This is a genomic window from Rhizobium sp. BT-226 (genome assembly GCF_025847085.2).
In the GTDB taxonomy this organism is placed as follows: domain Bacteria; phylum Pseudomonadota; class Alphaproteobacteria; order Rhizobiales; family Rhizobiaceae; genus Rhizobium; species Rhizobium sophorae.
Genome location: NZ_JAOYTI010000004.1, coordinates 403601 through 419195, shown reverse-complemented (window position 1 = coordinate 419195; position 15595 = coordinate 403601). Strand labels below are relative to the sequence as shown.

The 15595-nt window shown below is 62.2% G+C and carries 11 protein-coding genes; 7 read left to right on the top strand and 4 right to left on the bottom strand.

Annotated elements, in window-relative coordinates; all coding sequences use genetic code 11:
* Positions 1–173: 173 nt before the first annotated feature.
* The 3 genes from OIU37_RS26515 to OIU37_RS26505 all read left to right on the top strand — a co-directional run bounded on the left by OIU37_RS26515 (position 174) and on the right by OIU37_RS26505 (position 9018).
* Positions 174–431 carry a YMGG-like glycine zipper-containing protein gene (locus tag OIU37_RS26515; RefSeq protein WP_065281468.1) on the top strand — a complete coding sequence of 86 codons (258 nt, stop codon included), beginning with the start codon at positions 174–176 and terminating at the stop codon, positions 429–431.
* A 169-nt stretch (positions 432–600) separates the two neighbouring features.
* Positions 601–2529: an autotransporter assembly complex family protein gene (locus tag OIU37_RS26510; RefSeq protein WP_264259173.1), complete on the top strand. Its 1929-nt coding sequence runs from the start codon at positions 601–603 to the stop codon at positions 2527–2529.
* 66 nt (positions 2530–2595) lie between these two features.
* Positions 2596–9018, top strand: a complete 6423-nt coding sequence (locus OIU37_RS26505) for a translocation/assembly module TamB domain-containing protein (protein WP_264259172.1) — start codon at positions 2596–2598, stop codon at positions 9016–9018.
* Between the two features lie 56 nt (positions 9019–9074).
* Here the strand turns inward: OIU37_RS26505 and OIU37_RS26500 are convergent, their stop codons facing one another.
* Positions 9075–9512: an Lrp/AsnC family transcriptional regulator gene (locus OIU37_RS26500; protein ID WP_171376692.1), complete on the bottom strand. Its 438-nt coding sequence runs from the start codon at positions 9510–9512 to the stop codon at positions 9075–9077.
* Between the two features lie 123 nt (positions 9513–9635).
* Between OIU37_RS26500 and rocF the strand changes: the two genes are divergently transcribed.
* The 4 genes from rocF to OIU37_RS26480 all read left to right on the top strand — a co-directional run bounded on the left by rocF (position 9636) and on the right by OIU37_RS26480 (position 12592).
* The gene (rocF, locus tag OIU37_RS26495; RefSeq protein WP_025396247.1) at positions 9636–10571 is read left to right on the top strand and encodes an arginase; all 936 of its coding nucleotides are present in this window, start codon (positions 9636–9638) and stop codon (positions 10569–10571) included.
* Between the two features lie 76 nt (positions 10572–10647).
* Positions 10648–11847: an ornithine--oxo-acid transaminase gene (gene rocD / locus OIU37_RS26490; protein ID WP_180696439.1), complete on the top strand. Its 1200-nt coding sequence runs from the start codon at positions 10648–10650 to the stop codon at positions 11845–11847.
* Complete coding sequence (locus OIU37_RS26485) at positions 11811–12116, top strand: hypothetical protein (protein WP_264259171.1); 306 nt, start codon at positions 11811–11813, stop codon at positions 12114–12116. Before rocD ends, OIU37_RS26485 begins: the two co-directional genes overlap by 37 nt.
* Complete coding sequence (locus OIU37_RS26480; protein WP_003543427.1) at positions 12116–12592, top strand: chemotaxis protein CheW; 477 nt, start codon at positions 12116–12118, stop codon at positions 12590–12592. The genes OIU37_RS26485 and OIU37_RS26480 overlap by 1 nt, the downstream gene beginning before the upstream one ends.
* A 133-nt stretch (positions 12593–12725) precedes the next feature.
* On the opposite strand, the gene OIU37_RS26475 is transcribed toward OIU37_RS26480, so the two are convergent.
* The 3 genes from OIU37_RS26475 to fdhD form a co-directional block, all read right to left on the bottom strand.
* Positions 12726–14378 (bottom strand): OFA family MFS transporter, encoded by a 1653-nt coding sequence (locus tag OIU37_RS26475; RefSeq protein ID WP_182208508.1) that lies wholly within the window; start codon positions 14376–14378, stop codon positions 12726–12728.
* A gap of 160 nt (positions 14379–14538) precedes the next feature.
* On the bottom strand, positions 14539–14775 hold the full coding sequence (locus OIU37_RS26470; RefSeq protein WP_171604640.1) for a formate dehydrogenase subunit delta: 237 nt from the start codon (positions 14773–14775) through the stop codon (positions 14539–14541).
* A complete protein-coding gene (fdhD, locus tag OIU37_RS26465; protein ID WP_264259158.1) occupies positions 14765–15589 on the bottom strand; it encodes a formate dehydrogenase accessory sulfurtransferase FdhD in 825 nt (274 codons plus the stop codon). Before fdhD ends, OIU37_RS26470 begins: the two co-directional genes overlap by 11 nt.
* Positions 15590–15595: the final 6 nt, after the last annotated feature.

The following is a 15595-nucleotide window of genomic DNA, read 5'->3' as shown; positions in this document are numbered from 1 at the left end:
CCGCAGAAGGCAGCCGAGTTTGCGGACCGTGCAAAAGGCGACGACAGCCCGATCGCAAAAAAATCGGCGCAGCAGTGGACAACCCTTTCTTCCGACATAGTTTTCGGTCTAGCCTGACAAAAAAATAAAAGGGACGGCCTTTGCCCGCTGGGCAACAACCTCGGAGAGAAAAGATGAAGAAAGTTGTCATACTCGCATTGATCGGCCTGTCGATCGCAAGCTGCACACCGACGCAGCAGGGCGCCGGCATCGGCGCTGCATCCGGTGCCGTCATCGGCGGCGCGGTCACCGGCAACGTCCGTGGCGCGGCAGTCGGCGCCGCTATCGGCGGTGTGTCCGGCGCCCTGATCGGCAGCGTCGCCGAACAGCCCGGCCAGTGCTACTATCGCGACCGTTACGGCCGCCGCTATATCGATACCTGCCCGCGCTGAGCGCGCTCTGAAATCGGCAAATTCAGGAAATCCCGGACACAGGTCCGGGATTTTTTGTGCTAAATTAGCGCGTTGGCAATTTAAAATGGTACACCCCGCGCGATTTTGTCGCTAAGCTGTTCATGGCTGGGCAACGAAGCTTCATTGTAGGCATAACCAAAAGCGGCGGATGCGGATCAGAGGGACAAGCCCGAAAACAGGTACTGCGTATCGGCGAACAGGCACCATGATGGTGGTCGCAGCGGCAGCTGCGTTCTCACCGGTCCTGATCGGCGACGCTTACGCCTTCAAGCTTTTCGGCATCACCATTTTCGGCAAAGAAGAAGACGAAGGCGAACAGGTGCCCGACCCGGTGCGCTACCACGTCGACCTCAAAGCCGATACCGCCGATCCCGACCTGAAAGAAGCGTTGGAAAACAGCTCCCGTCTCCTCAGTGACCAGAAGCAGCCGGTGTCCGGCGATCTCGGCGTCGTCGTCAAGGCGCGCGACGATCGAGAGCGGCTGATCGCCACTCTGTATGAAAAGGCCCGTTATGGCGGCCTGGTGACGATTACCATCGACGGTAAAAATATCGACGACCTGCCGCCCAATCCGACATTCGACCGGTCAGGGCCGATCCCCGTCACCGTCGACATTGCTCCCGGCCCCGTTTTCAAGGTCAGGGAGGTCCAGTTCGGCGGCGATGCCGCAAACCATAATCCCGCCGATTACGATCTTGCCCCGGGCGCTGAGGCCGGCTCGCTCGCCATCATCAAGGCCGGCGACAAGATCGTCGAACAATTGAAGAGCGAAGGCCGGCCCTTCGCCAAGTTGACCGAACGCAAGGTCGTTGCCGATCACAACAGCGACACCGTCGATATCGTCCTTGCTGCCGAGGGCGGTCCCATCGCTCCAATCGGCGATGTCGGCGTCACCGGCGAGAAGACCGTCAGGCCAGCTTTCATCCAGCGTTATTCCCGGCTGAACAAGGGTGAAGCCTATTCGCCGGAAACGCTGAAGAAAGCCGGCGAGCGCCTTCGCGCCCTCGGTGTCTTTTCGAGCGTCACCATTCACGAAGGAGATGCATTGGCATCGGACGGCACGTTGCCGATGACGATCGAGGTTTCCGAAGGCAAGAGGCGCTACTTCGGTGTCGGCGCGCAATATTCCACCACCGACGGCTTCGGTATTCAGGGCTATTGGGGTCATCGCAACCTGTTTGGCGAGGCGGAAACACTGAGGATCGAGGGATCGGTCTCGCGGCTTGGCGAAACGACGGATGTCGGCAGCCTCGACTATTCCGCCGGCATTCTCTTCACCAAACCCGGCGCCTTCTTCCCCGCCGCCACGCTGAAGGCCGGCATCGTCGCCAAGACCGAAAATCCGGATGCCTATAACGCCACGCTCGTCACCGCCTCGCTCGGCCTTTCCTACGAACTAACCGACCAGGACACGGTCTCGGCAAGCGGCGAGCTCAGCTGGGAGCGCGACGACGACGCCTTCGGCACGAACGACTATCTGACTTTCACCTTGCCGATCCAATATGATCGCGACGCACGCAACGACAAGTTCAACCCGACGGAGGGTTATCGCGCAACATTGTCGGCAAAGCCCGGCTACGAAATCTTCAACGCCACGCCCTATGCGGCATTCGAGGGCTCGATTTCCGGCTATCTGCCGTTTGGCCAGGAAGACGGCCTGGTGCTTGCCGGCAAGATTGCCGCCGGCGTCCTGATCGGCGGCGACAGCATTGGGGACATTCCCGCCACACAGCGCTTCTTTGCCGGCGGCGGCGGCTCCGTGCGCGGATACAGCTATCAGGAAATCTCGCCCTACAACGACAATGGCGATCCCACCGGCGGCCGTTCCTATGTGACCGGTTCGCTGGAGGCCCGCATCAAGATCACCGATACGATCGGCATCGTGCCCTTCATCGACGTCGGCACCGTATCGGACAGCACCTTTCCGGGTTTTTCCGATATCCGCGCCGGCGCCGGCGCCGGAATACGATATGCAACGCCTTTCGGCCCGCTGCGGCTTGATTTTGCCGTGCCGCTGAACAAGTACGAAGATGGCACAGATTACGGAATCTACGCCGGCATCGGCCAATCCTTCTAGGATTGCCGATTCCGCTCGTGTTTTCGATCTGTGGGCCGTCATGAAAACGGGGTAGTGTCCGCGCCGATGCAAACGCTGACAAAAATCGTCAACTGGATCGTACGGCTCACCGGCTATGTCGTCGGCGCCACCTTGATTCTCGCGGTCGCGGCACTGGCGATCTTCGGCTTCACCAGTTTTGGCGCCCGCATCGTCACCGAAAAGATAGCCTCCACGCTTTCCAATCGCGACATGACGATCGAGGTTCGCGAACCGCAAGGCCTTTTGACCGGCGGGCTTCGCGCCGCCGAGATCTCCATCTCCGACACCAGGGGCGTCTTTGCGGAAATTCATGGCGTCGCGATCGACTGGAATCCGCTTGCGCTGCTGACCGGAACCTTCCATGCCAAACGCTTCGAGATCGAAGCGATCAACGTGCTGCGCAAGCCGGTACGCACCCTGCCCTCGCGGCCCCAGGCTGAAAATTCCGGCGGATTCAGCCTTCCGATCAAGGTCGGTATAGACCGCATCGCGCTGCCCGATATCAAACTTGCCGCACCGCTGGCCGGCCGCGCCTTTGCGCTCGCCGCCGAAGGCAGCCTTTCGGCGAACGGCGATGGCGGCGAGGCCGTCGCCAATGTCAGCCGTCACGCGGTTCCGGATGCGCGGCTTGCCGCCGACATCGCTTTTGCGCCAGCCGAAAACCGGCTGCGGCTGAAGGCACAGCTGTCCGAGCCGAAGGGCGGGCTGCTGGCAGGCTTTCTCGGCCTGCCGGACAGCCCGGCCGTCAACATCGACCTGGACGGCCAGGGGCCGATATCCGATTGGAAAGGCAAATTGCAGGCTGCCCTCGACGGGCAGCAGCGCGCCGCAATCGAAGCCCGCCATCAGATTACGGAAGACGGGCTGCACCACCTCGACCTCAAGGGCGGCGGTGACCTGAGCTCGCTGCTTCCATCGGCATTCCGGCCGCTTTTTGCCGGCCAGACCAATATCGATCTTGCCACCACCTTCGACAATCACGGCAAGATCGATATCCAGACCGGCAATATCGCCACCGGCAGCGTCGTAATCGCCGCCTCGGGCACCCTCGATCCGGCCGGCAACAACAGCCTGAACGCCAATCTACTCGGCACGTCGGGGCCTGTCGATTTCCGGTGGCCGCTCGCCGAAGGCGAAGCACGCTTTCTTATATCAGGCCTCAACCTGGCACTGACCGGCGATGCGCAAACCGCCCGACTGAATGTCAGCGGCTCGCTCGACACCGCAACCCTGCCGCAGGCCGATATCGGCAATGTCAAGCTGACGGCAAAGAGCGACGCCTTCAATCTCGCCGCCCGTTCCGGCAGCGTCCAGCTGCGCCTTGTTGCCGGCGACGCGACCTTTGCCGAGCCGAACCTCAATCGCGCGGTTCAGGGCCCGATCACCATCGCCTCGCCGCTGCAGATCTCTCCCAGTGGTATCGGCTTCAATGGCACCACCGTCGAAACCGCCAATATCAACGGCGGTCTCAACGGCTCCTATCGGCTGGCAGACCAAGCGCTGACGGGCAACCTCAAGCTCACCATCAACCCGGCAGCCCTGCCGGCTGCGGCAACAGGCAGGTTCGACGGACCGATCTCGCTCGAAAGCCAGGTGGTCGGCACCATCCCGTCGAAATTCGCGCTGTCCAACCTCGTCCTGAAGTCCGGCACGCTGGAAGCGGCCGGCAACGTCGCGCTCGACGGCGGGATGTTGAATGCCGATCTCTCCGGCCGGCTGCCTGACATCGGCAAGCTCATCCCCGGCGCCAGCGGTGGCGCGGGTTATGCGTTGAGAGTGGGGGGTGAGCTCCCGGCAATTTCAGTCACGGCCAATCTCAAGGCGCCCAGCCTTGAAATGGCCGACCGCATGCTCGGCAACCTCAATATCGACCTGTCGGGTCTCGCCGATCCCAAGGCGCCGCAGGGCAGGATCGCCGCCACCGGCACGATCGACGGCCAGCCGATCAGCATCAACGGCGACATAAGTTCGCGGGACGGCAAAACGAGCATTCCGGCGTTGACCGCCGACATCGGCGGCAACCGGCTGACCGGCAACGTTGAATTCTCGCCCTCCCTGGAGCCGACAGGCGCGCTGACCTTCGATTTCCCCAATGTCGGCCTGCTCGCCGCACTCGGCGGACAGAAGGCCGAAGGCGATCTCAAAGGGTCGCTCGGCGTCAGCAGCGACAGCGGCAGGATTGCGCTCAAGCTGCTTGCGACCGGCGGCTCGATCAGCCGTGATACGCTTGCCATCGTCAAGCCGGATATAGATGTCACGGTCAGCGATCTCAAAGCCCTTGCGGCAAACGGCACGGTCAAGGCTGAAGAGGTGAGTGCCGGAACGAACAGGCTTGCCGGCCTTTCGCTCGATTTTACCAAGCAGCAAGACCATACCGATTTCGATCTCGACGCTGCCTATGACGGCAATCCCGTGCTGGCCGCCGGCAATATCGAAGCGGCGGGCGGCACGATGCACCTGAACCTTGATCGCTTCTCGGCAAGCCCCCGCAATATCCCGATCGAGCTTGCCGCACCGACGCAGGTCGCAATCGGCGGCGGTGCGGCCAGCCTGAACGGACTGATGCTGAAAACCGGCACCGGCTCGGTGACCGTCACCGGTTCCGCCGGCGAAACGCTGAAGATCGATGCAGATATTCGCGAGCTGCCGGCAGCACTTGCCAACGGTTTCGTGCCGAACCTGTCAGCCGGCGGCACGATCTCCGGAACGATTGCCGTGACCGGAACGCCGGCAGCACCGGTCGCCGACTTCAAGCTCGACTGGAAGGATGCGACGACCGGCCAGACCAAGGGGGCGGGCCTGGCACCGCTCGGCATCACCGCCAGCGGCAAATTCGCCGATAACAAGCTCGACTTCGACACGACGGTCGGCAGCAATGACGGCCTCTCGCTGAAGGCCGCCGGCAATGTCGCGCTCGCCGACCCGAAGGCACCGGTGCTGGATGTCAACGCCGATATCCTCAATCTGCCTGCCCGTATCGCTAATGGTTTCGTTCCCGATCTCGCTGCCGAAGGCACGATTACAGGAAAAGTGGCGGCCTCCGGCTCCCTCGCTGCACCCACCGCCAATTTCGATCTCGATTGGAAGAATGCCGCGACGAGCCAGACGAAACGCGCCGGCCTTGCGAATCTTGGCCTGAAGGCATCCGGAAAATTCACCGACAACAAGCTCGATTTCGATACAGTGATCGGCGGCGCCAACAGCCTCTCGCTGAAAGCAAACGGCAATGTCACCATCACCGGCACGACGATCGGCAACGTCAAGATCGACGCCGCGCTGGCAAATGTTCCGGCAAGCATCGCAAACAGCTTCGTCGCCGATCTCGCCGCCGAAGGGACGATCTCAGGAAGGGTAGCGGCCTCCGGCTCGCTCGCTGCTCCCACTGCCAATTTCGATCTGGATTGGAAAAACGCTGCGACGACCCAGACGAAACGCGCCGGCCTTGCGGATCTTGGCCTGAAGGCATCGGGAAAATTCGCAGACAACAAGCTCGATTTCGACACCGTGATCGGCGGCGCCGACGGCGTCTCGCTGAAGGCTAACGGCAATATCGCCGTCACCGGCACAACAGTCGGCAATGTCAAAGTCGACGCCGCGCTGGCAAATATCCCTGCAAATATCGCAAACAACTTCGTCCCCGATCTCGCCGCCGAAGGCGCGATCTCTGGAACGGTCTCGGCCAGCGGCTCTCTTTCCGCCCCGACCGCCAATTTCGATCTCAATTGGAAAAATGCTGCGACGCGCCACACGAAACGTGCCGGCCTTGCCGCGATCGGCGCGACCGCATCGGGAAAATTTGCCGACAACAAGCTTGATTTCAATGCGGAAGTCAGCGGCGACAAAGACCTCTCGCTGAAGGCCACGGGCAATGTCGCATTGGCCGGTACGGCGATCGACAGCATCAAGGTCGATGCCGAGATCGCCAAGCTTCCGGCCAGTCTCGCAAATACCTTCGTTCCCGATCTGGCGGCCGGCGGCACGATTTCCGGCACCCTGTCCGCAGCCGGCACACCCGCCGCACCGAAAGCCGACTTCAAGCTCGACTGGGCGGATGCTGCGACCAGCCAGACCAGAAGCGCGCGTCTCTCGGGCCTCGCACTTGCCGCATCGGGACGCTTCGCCGACAACCGGCTCGATTTCGATGCCAATCTCGCCGGTCAGGACGGCCTCTCGCTGAAGGCCGCCGGCAATGTTGCGATTTCAGGCACGTCGGTTCGCAATCTTGACGTCAAGGCCGATCTCGCCAACCTTCCGGCAGGCCTCGCCAACGGCTTCGTCCCGGGTCTTGCCGCCGAAGGCACCGTCTCGGGAACGGCATCCGCCTCCGGAGCGCTGCCGAAGCCGGCGGTCGATTTCAAACTCGACTGGAAGAACGCCGCGACCGCCCAGACCAAGAGCAGCGGCCTTTCGGGCCTGAGTGCTGCGGCTTCCGGCAAGTTCGCCAATGACAGGGTCGATTTCGACGCCAATCTCGCCGGCAAGGACGGCGTGTTGGCCAAGGCGAAGGGCGGCGTCACGATCGCGGGAACGGCCATCCGGGACCTTTCGATCAATGCCGATATTCCGGCGCTGCCGGCAAATATCGCAAATGCCTTCGTTCCCGGCCTCGGTGCCGAGGGCACGCTTTCGGCAAGCGCCATAACGTCGGGAACGCCGGCAAATCCGATCGTCGATTTCAAGCTCGACTGGAAGAATGCCGCAACCAGTCATACCAAGGCTGCCGGCCTGTCCCGCCTTGCGCTGGCGGCGACGGGAAAATACGCCGGTGACAGGTTGGATTTCGACGCCAACCTTACTGGTGGCGGCGGCATCGCGGTGAAAGCTACCGGCAATCTTGCCATCGCCGGTACGTCGATCCGCTCGGTCGACGTCACGGCGAACGCCACCAATGTTCCGGCCGGCATCGCCAACGGCTTCGTTCCCGGTCTTGCCGCCGAGGGTGCGGTCTCAGCGACCGCAAAGGCCACCGGCGCGCTATCGGCGCCCTCCGTCGACTTCAAGGTCGACTGGAAGAACGCGGCGACGAGCCAGACAAAAGGTGCCGGCCTTTCGCCGTTCACCATCGGCGCATCGGGCAAACTTGCCGGAAACAGGCTGACGGTCGACACCAGCCTTGCCGGTGATGCCGGCATGTCGCTGAAGGGCGGCGGCAGCGTGGTGATTTCAGGCAATCGCGCCATGGACATGCGCTTCACAGGCAATCTTCCTTTCGCTGTGCTCGGCGCCCCGCTTGCGCAACAAGGCTTCGTCGCCGACGGCGTCGCCACCGTCAACCTGCAGATCGGCGGGACAGCCGCAGCACCCGTCATCAACGGCACCGTCTCGACCAATGGCGCCAAGCTCGTCGACGTCCGGCGCAATATGGCCGTCAACAATCTGACGGCGACCGTGACTTTCAATGGCAGCCAGGCCGTGATATCGCGCCTTAGCGGCAACCTTGGCGGCGGCGGCACGATTTCCGCCACCGGCACCATCGGCATCCAGCCGGCGGGCGGCTTTCCCGCCGATATTTCGATCAAGCTCGACAAGGCGGTCTATGTCGATGGAACCCTTGTCGTCTCGACCGTCAATGGCACGGTCGGCCTGCGGGGGCCGATCATGAATGCGACGCTGAGCGGCAAGCTTCGGCTGGACAAGACCTCGATCACGGTCCCAGAAAAATTGCCGACCTCGCTGAGAGAAATCGACATCCGGCACAAGAATGCGCCGCGGGCCGTCATTGCGCAGCTGCGCGATGACGGCGAGCGAAAACCCGGCGAGAAATCCTCCGTGATCACGCTGGATCTCGAAATCGATGCGCCCTCGCATATCTTCGTACGCGGCCGCGGCATCGATGCCGAGCTTGGCGGCTTGGTCACGATCCGCGGAACGGCGGCTGCACCCATCGTGACCGGCGGTTTCACCATGCGCCGCGGCCGCATGACCATTCTCAACCGCCGTCTGGATTTCTCCGACAAGAGCAGGATCACCTTTGCCGGTGATCTGACGCCGGCGCTCGATATGGAAGCGACCTCGGCCTCCGGCTCGACGACGCTGACCGTCGACGTTGCGGGCCTCGCCACCGACCCCGCGATCACCTTTTCCTCCTCACCCCAGTTGCCGCAGGACGAGGTGCTGGCGCAGCTGATCTTCGGCCAGTCGATGTCGAAGCTCTCACCGGTGCAGATCGCCCAGCTCGCCGACGCCGTCAGTCAGCTTGCCGGCAACCGCTCCACCTCGCTTTTCGAAGGCCTGCGCAACCAGCTCGGCGTCGACGATTTCGACGTCAGCACCGATTCCAAGGGGCAGACGAGCGTCAGCGTCGGCCGCTATCTCAACGACCGCACCTATTTCGAATTGCAGCAGGGCGGCTCGGCCGGCGCCAAGGCGGTGATCAACCTCGATGTCGGCCGCGGCGTCAAGCTGCGCGGAGGGGCCGGTGGCAACGGTGAGGGCGAAGCCGGCATTGTCTACGAACGCGAATACTGATGCATCTCGCCCGAAGCCGTGCAGCAGTTTGAGGACAGCATGGGCTTTAAGCCGGCTTAGAAACCGGTCTTGCTGGTCTTGAGAAGGATGTTGGTCTCGGTCGAATTGATGCCGTTGATCAGCCGGATGCGGCGCAGCGTCTCGTCGAAGGCGGCAAGGTCGCGATCCTCGAGTTCGGCGACGAAATCCCATTTGCCGTTGGTGCTGTGCAGCGCGCGCACCTGCGGCAGGCCCCGCAGCTGATCGGCCACCCTGTCGGCGAGCTTGCCGAGCACCTCGATCATGACGATGGCGCGCACGCCGGCGGAGCGCGTCTCATGACCGGTGCGGATGGTGAAGCCGACGATCGTGCCGCTGGCGACCAGCCGGTCGATCCGGGCAGCGACCGTCGCCCGTGATGCGCCCGTCATCGCCGCAAGCGAAGAGACGGAAATCCGGGCGTTATGGCGAAGCGCACTCAGAAGTTCGGTGTCGAGATCATCCACGCTAATCACTTTGTCAAAATAGGTTTATCAATCTGCGCAATCATAGTCCATTTCTGACACTTTTCCATCTTTTTGCCGCCAGCCCTTTATCCCACTATCGGCCGAAACAGGCCTCAACACGGAGCCCTCCACATGAATGCCCAATCGCGATCTGTCACCCTCATCGGCGCGCCGCTGGAAGAAGGCTCCGGCCGCAGAGGGGCTGCCATGGGCCCCGCGGCCCTGCGCATTGCCGGCGTCGACCAGACGCTGATCGAGCTTGGCCATGACGTCGCCGATATCGGCGATCTCAGGATCGTACCGGCAATGGATCTGCCGAACCACCCGAAGGCCCACAATCTGAGGATCGTCGGCGCCTTCACGCGCGCCCTCGAAAGCAGCGTCCACGACGTCGCCGCCTCCGGCCGTTTCCCGCTGATTCTTGGCGGCGACCACAGCCTTTCCATGGGCAGCGTCTCCGGCATGGCCCGTTATGCCGCCAGCAAAGACCGCCCGCTCTTCGTGCTCTGGCTCGACGCCCATGCCGATTTCAATTCCCCGGCCACCTCGCCCTCCGGCAATATTCACGGCATGCCGGTCGCCTTCTTCTGCGGCGAGGCGGAGTTCGCCGAGATCCTGCCGAAGGACCGCCCCTTCGTCGATCCGAAGAATGTCTTCCAGGTGGGCATCCGTTCGGTCGATGCGCGCGAGCGCGAGGAAATCCACGAACACGGCGTCAATGTCTTCGACATGCGGGCAATCGACGAGCAGGGCATCGGCGCCATCATGCGTGAGATCCTCGATGTCGTCACCAAGGCGAACGGCCTGCTGCATGTCAGCCTCGACCTCGATTTCCTCGATCCCGAGATTGCCCCGGGCGTCGGCACGACGGTGCCTGGCGGCGCGACCTTTCGCGAGGCACATCTGGTGATGGAAATGCTTTCGGACAGCGGCCTCGTCTCGTCGCTCGATCTCGTCGAGCTCAATCCATTTCTCGACGATCGCGGCAAGAGCGCCCGCATCCTGGTGGAGCTGACGGCAAGCCTCTTCGGTCGCCGCATCTTCGATCGCCCGACACGCGCCGCATAAGAGCATGTCGAGCAAAAGTGTGCAGCGGTTTTGCGAAAACGACATGTGTTGAAATAAGATTAGAGGGAGAACGGCCATGAACACTTCGGAAAAACTGATCGCCACGGAACAGCGGCTCGGCGCCCACAACTACAAACCACTCGACGTGGTGTTAACGCGCGGCGAAGGTGTTTATGTCTGGGATACCGACGGCAACCGTTATCTCGATTGCCTCTCGGCCTATTCCGCCGTCAACCAGGGCCATTGCCATCCGAAGATCCTCGCCGCCATGGTCGAGCAGGCGGGCAGGCTGACGCTCACCTCCCGCGCCTTCCGCAACGATCAGCTCGCCTATCTCTACGAAGAGCTCGCGGCTCTCACCGGATCGCACAAGATCCTGCCGATGAATTCCGGTGCCGAAGCGGTGGAGACCGCCATCAAGGCGGTGCGCAAATGGGGATACGAGGTCAAGGGTGTGCCGGAGGGCAAGGCGGAGATCATCGTCTGCGCCGATAATTTCCATGGCCGTACGCTGAGCATCATCAGCTTCTCCACAGATCCCGATGCCCGCAGCGGTTTCGGCCCCTACACGTCGGGCTTCCGCATCATTCCCTTCGGCGATGCCGAGGCTTTCGCCGCCGCAATCAACGGAAATACCGTGGCGGCGCTGATCGAGCCGATCCAGGGGGAGGCCGGCGTCATTATCCCGCCGGCGGGTTATTTCACCCGCATCCGCGAGCTTTGCACGGCAAACAACGTCACCCTCATCCTCGACGAGATCCAGACCGGCCTCGGCCGTACCGGCAAGCTGCTGGCCGAAGAGCACGAAGGCATCGAGGCCGACATGACGCTGATCGGCAAGGCGCTGTCCGGCGGCTTCTATCCGGTGTCGGCCGTGCTTTCGAATTCCGAAGTTCTGGGGGTGCTGAAGCCAGGTCAACACGGCTCGACCTTCGGCGGCAATCCGCTCGCCTGCGCAGTGGCGCGCGCAGCACTCAAGGTGCTGACGGAAGAGGGCATGATCGAGAACGCCGCTGTCATGGGCGACTACTTCCTCGAAGGCCTCAGGTCGATCCGCTCAAACATCGTCAGGGACGTGCGTGGCCGCGGCCTGATGATGGCCATCGAGCTGGAACCCGAAGCCGGCGGCGCCCGGCAATATTGCCATGCGCTGAAGGAGCGCGGTCTTCTCGCCAAGGATACCCACGACCACACGATTCGCCTCGCTCCACCACTGGTCATATCAAGGGGGCAGGTCGATTGGGCGGTCTCGCAGATCGAAAAGACGATCAGCTGAGTAAATTGGCGAAAATTCTTCTCACGATCTCGACTACAGCGAAGGAGATCGGCAGCAAAACCGCCTGGCTTTCATCCAAGGTTAAAAACCTTCGCAATCCCGCCTGCCAATTTAGATTTGGGCAACACTCTTTCGCTAAAGTCGTCAATAACCGTAACGATGCTTCGCCGAGCGCAAAGCCATCGCGTGGTATGAAGGCAAAGCTTGTCCGCGCCAATGGTGGCGCATCCGCTTCTGCCCTGGCTTACGATAGTTGGGAAGAATTCTAATGGCCACGATCAATTCGACTAACTTCAGCGGCGATACGCTCGAAATTATTGCCTTCCGCCTGCATGACCAGGAATTCTGCGTCAAGACCACGACCATCCGCGAAATCCGCGGCTGGGCGCCGTCGACGCCGATCCCGCATGCGCCGGCCGATGTCATCGGCGTCATGAATCTGCGTGGCTCGGTGATCCCGATCATCGATCTTGCTTTCAAGCTCGGCATGAAGAGCACGGTCGCCAATGAGCGCAGCGCCATCGTCGTCGCCGAAGTTCACAGCATGGTCATCGGCATGCTGGTCGACCGCGTCTCGGATATTCTCACCATCTCGTCCAGCCAGGTCCAGCCGGTGCCTGAAGTGACCGCCTCCTTCGACCGCGCCTATTGCGAAGGCATCATCGCCTCGGAGAATGGCATGATCTGCTTCCTGAACCTCGCCAAGATGTTCAAGGAAAACGAAACGGACGAACTGGCCGCCTGATCCGGTCGATACAATTCAGATATTCGAAAACCGCCCGGTAACGGGCGGTTTTTTATTGCGGAACAAGCAGCAGGCTGCAGGAAAACGGCAGCCTCACTGGATTGGTTGTGCCGCCGCGAGGCGGCACTTTTGCTCATCCGAACAGCGCGAAAGTCGCCCTCAGCGTCACCCAGACACCCCACAGCAGCGGAATGCCGACGACGGCCCAGGCAAGCATCGCCTTGGCGTCCAACCCGCCAGTGCCGATGCCGAAAGAACCCGTCGGCCCGGCATTGACGGCCGCCGACTTCGCTTGCAACGCGGCGACCTCGTCATCGGACATGAACCATTTGTCCGAAAGCGGCCTGATCAGCGCATTGGCGATGAGCCCGAGCGCCAGCATGCCTGCGAGGATATACATGGTGCCGGTATAAAGGGTTGGCCCGGGTGCCACGCCGGCGGCGATCTGCGCTTCGCGGATATAGTTGACGACGACAGGCCCGACGATGCCGGCCGTTGCCCAGGCCGTCAGCAGCCGGCCGTGGATGGCGCCGACGAACTGCGTGCCGAAAATATCGGCAAGATAGGCCGGGATGGTCGCGAAGCCGCCGCCATACATCGACAGGATGATGCCGAAGGAGAGAACGAACAGCGCCTTGTTGCCCATGCCCGCGAAAGTGGGCGCCAGCGCATAGAGCACGATGCCGAGGACGAAGAAGCAATAATAGGTATTCTTGCGGCCGATCTTGTCGGACAGCGACGCCCAGAAGAACCGTCCGCCGATGTTGAAGAGCGACAGCAAACCGGCGAAACCGGCGGCGATCGTGGCAATCGATGCCTTCTGCCCGGCGTCGAGCTGGGCGAAGCCGACATCCGGCAGGCCGATCAGCGAACCGGCGAAGATTTCCTGCAGCATTGGCGAGGCCATGCCGATAACGCCGATACCGGCGGAAACGTTAAGGCAAAGCACCGCCCAGATCAGCCAGAACTGTTTTGTCCTGTGGGCATCGCGCAGGTGCACATGTTTGGTGGTGATCATCGTGCTCTTGGCTGCAGGCGGCGTCCAACCCTCGGGACGCCAGCCGGCCGGCGGAATGCGATAGCCGAAGGCGCCGCCCATCATGAAGACGAAATAGATCGCCGCCATGACGATGAAGGTCTGCCAGACGCCGACCGAACTGTCGGTCTTGAAATTATTCATCAGCAGGTTGGCCAATGGGGCGCCGATCATCGCACCGCCGCCGAAGCCCATGATCGCCATGCCGGTCGCCATGCCGCGCCGGTCGGGAAACCATTTGATCAGCGTCGAGACCGGCGAGATGTAACCGAGGCCGAGACCAATGCCGCCGATGACGCCGGCACCCAGCCACATCAGCCAGAGCTGATGAGTGATGACGCCGATCGCGGCAAGAATGATGCCGCCGCACCAGCAGCAGGCGGAAACGACGCCGGCCTTGCGCGGACCGGCCCGCTCGAGCCAGCCGCCCCAGATGGCGGCGGATGAACCAAGCAGGACGAAGAACAGCGTATAGATCCAGCCGAGGTCTGCAACGCGCCAGTCGCAAGTCGTGGTGAACAGCGCCGAGGCGAGTGTCAGATCGGGGCAGGCTGTCGAGGCCGTGATCCCGAGCGATTTGGAAAGCGGCAGCCAGAACACGCTGAAACCATAGGCCATGCCGATGCAGAGATGAATGGCGAGCGCTGCCGGCGGCACCAGCCACCGATTGAACCCAGGCCTTGCGACGATCCTTTCCCGATCGAGCAGGCCCGCCAACGCCCCGTCTGTACGTGTTTCCGCTGCAGTCATGAAAACTCCTCCTTGATTCAAATCGGGTTTGATTTCAGCTTTTTACTGGTCACCGGCACATGCGCAGGCAGGTTGCTCCTGCCTCCCCTCCCGCACGGATCGATCCTGGTTTTTAGGACTAAAGCATTGAAATAAAGACCTAAAGCGCGAGGAACGCGCTTTAGTGTGTTGCCGGCTCCGGCTTTCGGATAAGAGGAACGGCCTGAAGCACGAGCGCGTCCAGGCCGTTCTCCTCATTCTCCAGAATTTCGAACAATTGCCGCCGCATGCGCGGGTCCCAGAATTTGTTGATATGGGTAGCGACCCCCTGCGCGGCCTCGCTTTCCGGCTGGCTCTTGAAGAAGGTGGCGATCTGGTTTGCCATATAAACGAGCTTGGTCTTGGTATCATGCGACATCGGCAATGCTTCCGGGCGAGATGCGGTGCGGGTGGGTGAAAATCTCGAAATCCTCGCCACGCACCAGCGCAACGAGCGTCATGCCGGCCTCTTCGGCCGTGCGGATGGCGAGAGCCGTCGGCGCCGAAATGGCGATGAGCACCGGGCTGCCGAGGATCGCCGCCTTCTGCACCATCTCGACGGAGAGCCGGCTGGTGACGACGACGGCGCCGTCCCCGCCTCTTTCACTGGCGCGGATGACGGCGCCGCAGAGCTTGTCCAGCGCATTGTGCCGGCCGACATCTTCGCGCACGGCAATCAGCCCCCTGCCGGGAAGATAGAACCCGGCGCCATGCACCGCCCGCGTCTCACGATGCAGCGGCTGCGCCTCGTTCAGAAGCGAAACGGCGCGGACGATATCCGCATGCGACAGCGCCAACGGCGATGTTGAAACATCAGGCACCGGCCGGACCGCCTGTTCGATCGATTCGATGCCGCAGAGCCCGCAGCCGACCGGTCCCGCCATGCTGCGGCGTCGTGCCCGCAGCTGATCGGCGACGTCATCGACCAGGCTCACCTGCACATCGATCCCCTGCTCGCCCTCGACGACCTCGATGCCTGATATCTCCGCCGGCCCGGTGATGATCCCTTCGGTCAGGCTGAGTCCGATCGCAAAATCCTCGAGATCATCAGGCGTAGCCATCATCACCGCATGCGAACTGCCGCCATAGGAAAAGGCGATCGGCACCTCTTCCGGCACGATGCGCGAACCGGTCTGGAGGATGCCGTTGCGGCGGGCGGTTTCGGGAGCACGGGCGGTGACGGTGAAGGTCATGATGCA

Coding starts and splice junctions, on each gene's coding strand:
- rocD (WP_180696439.1), top strand. CDS start 10,648: ATGAACACTTCGGAAAAACTGATCGCCACGGAACAGCGGCTCGGCGCC.
- OIU37_RS26480 (WP_003543427.1), top strand. CDS start 12,116: ATGGCCACGATCAATTCGACTAACTTCAGCGGCGATACGCTCGAAATT.
- fdhD (WP_264259158.1), bottom strand. CDS start 15,589: ATGACCTTCACCGTCACCGCCCGTGCTCCCGAAACCGCCCGCCGCAAC.
- OIU37_RS26470 (WP_171604640.1), bottom strand. CDS start 14,775: ATGTCGCATGATACCAAGACCAAGCTCGTTTATATGGCAAACCAGATC.
- OIU37_RS26510 (WP_264259173.1), top strand. CDS start 601: ATGCGGATCAGAGGGACAAGCCCGAAAACAGGTACTGCGTATCGGCGA.
- rocF (WP_025396247.1), top strand. CDS start 9,636: ATGAATGCCCAATCGCGATCTGTCACCCTCATCGGCGCGCCGCTGGAA.
- OIU37_RS26475 (WP_182208508.1), bottom strand. CDS start 14,378: ATGACTGCAGCGGAAACACGTACAGACGGGGCGTTGGCGGGCCTGCTC.
- OIU37_RS26505 (WP_264259172.1), top strand. CDS start 2,596: ATGCAAACGCTGACAAAAATCGTCAACTGGATCGTACGGCTCACCGGC.
- OIU37_RS26515 (WP_065281468.1), top strand. CDS start 174: ATGAAGAAAGTTGTCATACTCGCATTGATCGGCCTGTCGATCGCAAGC.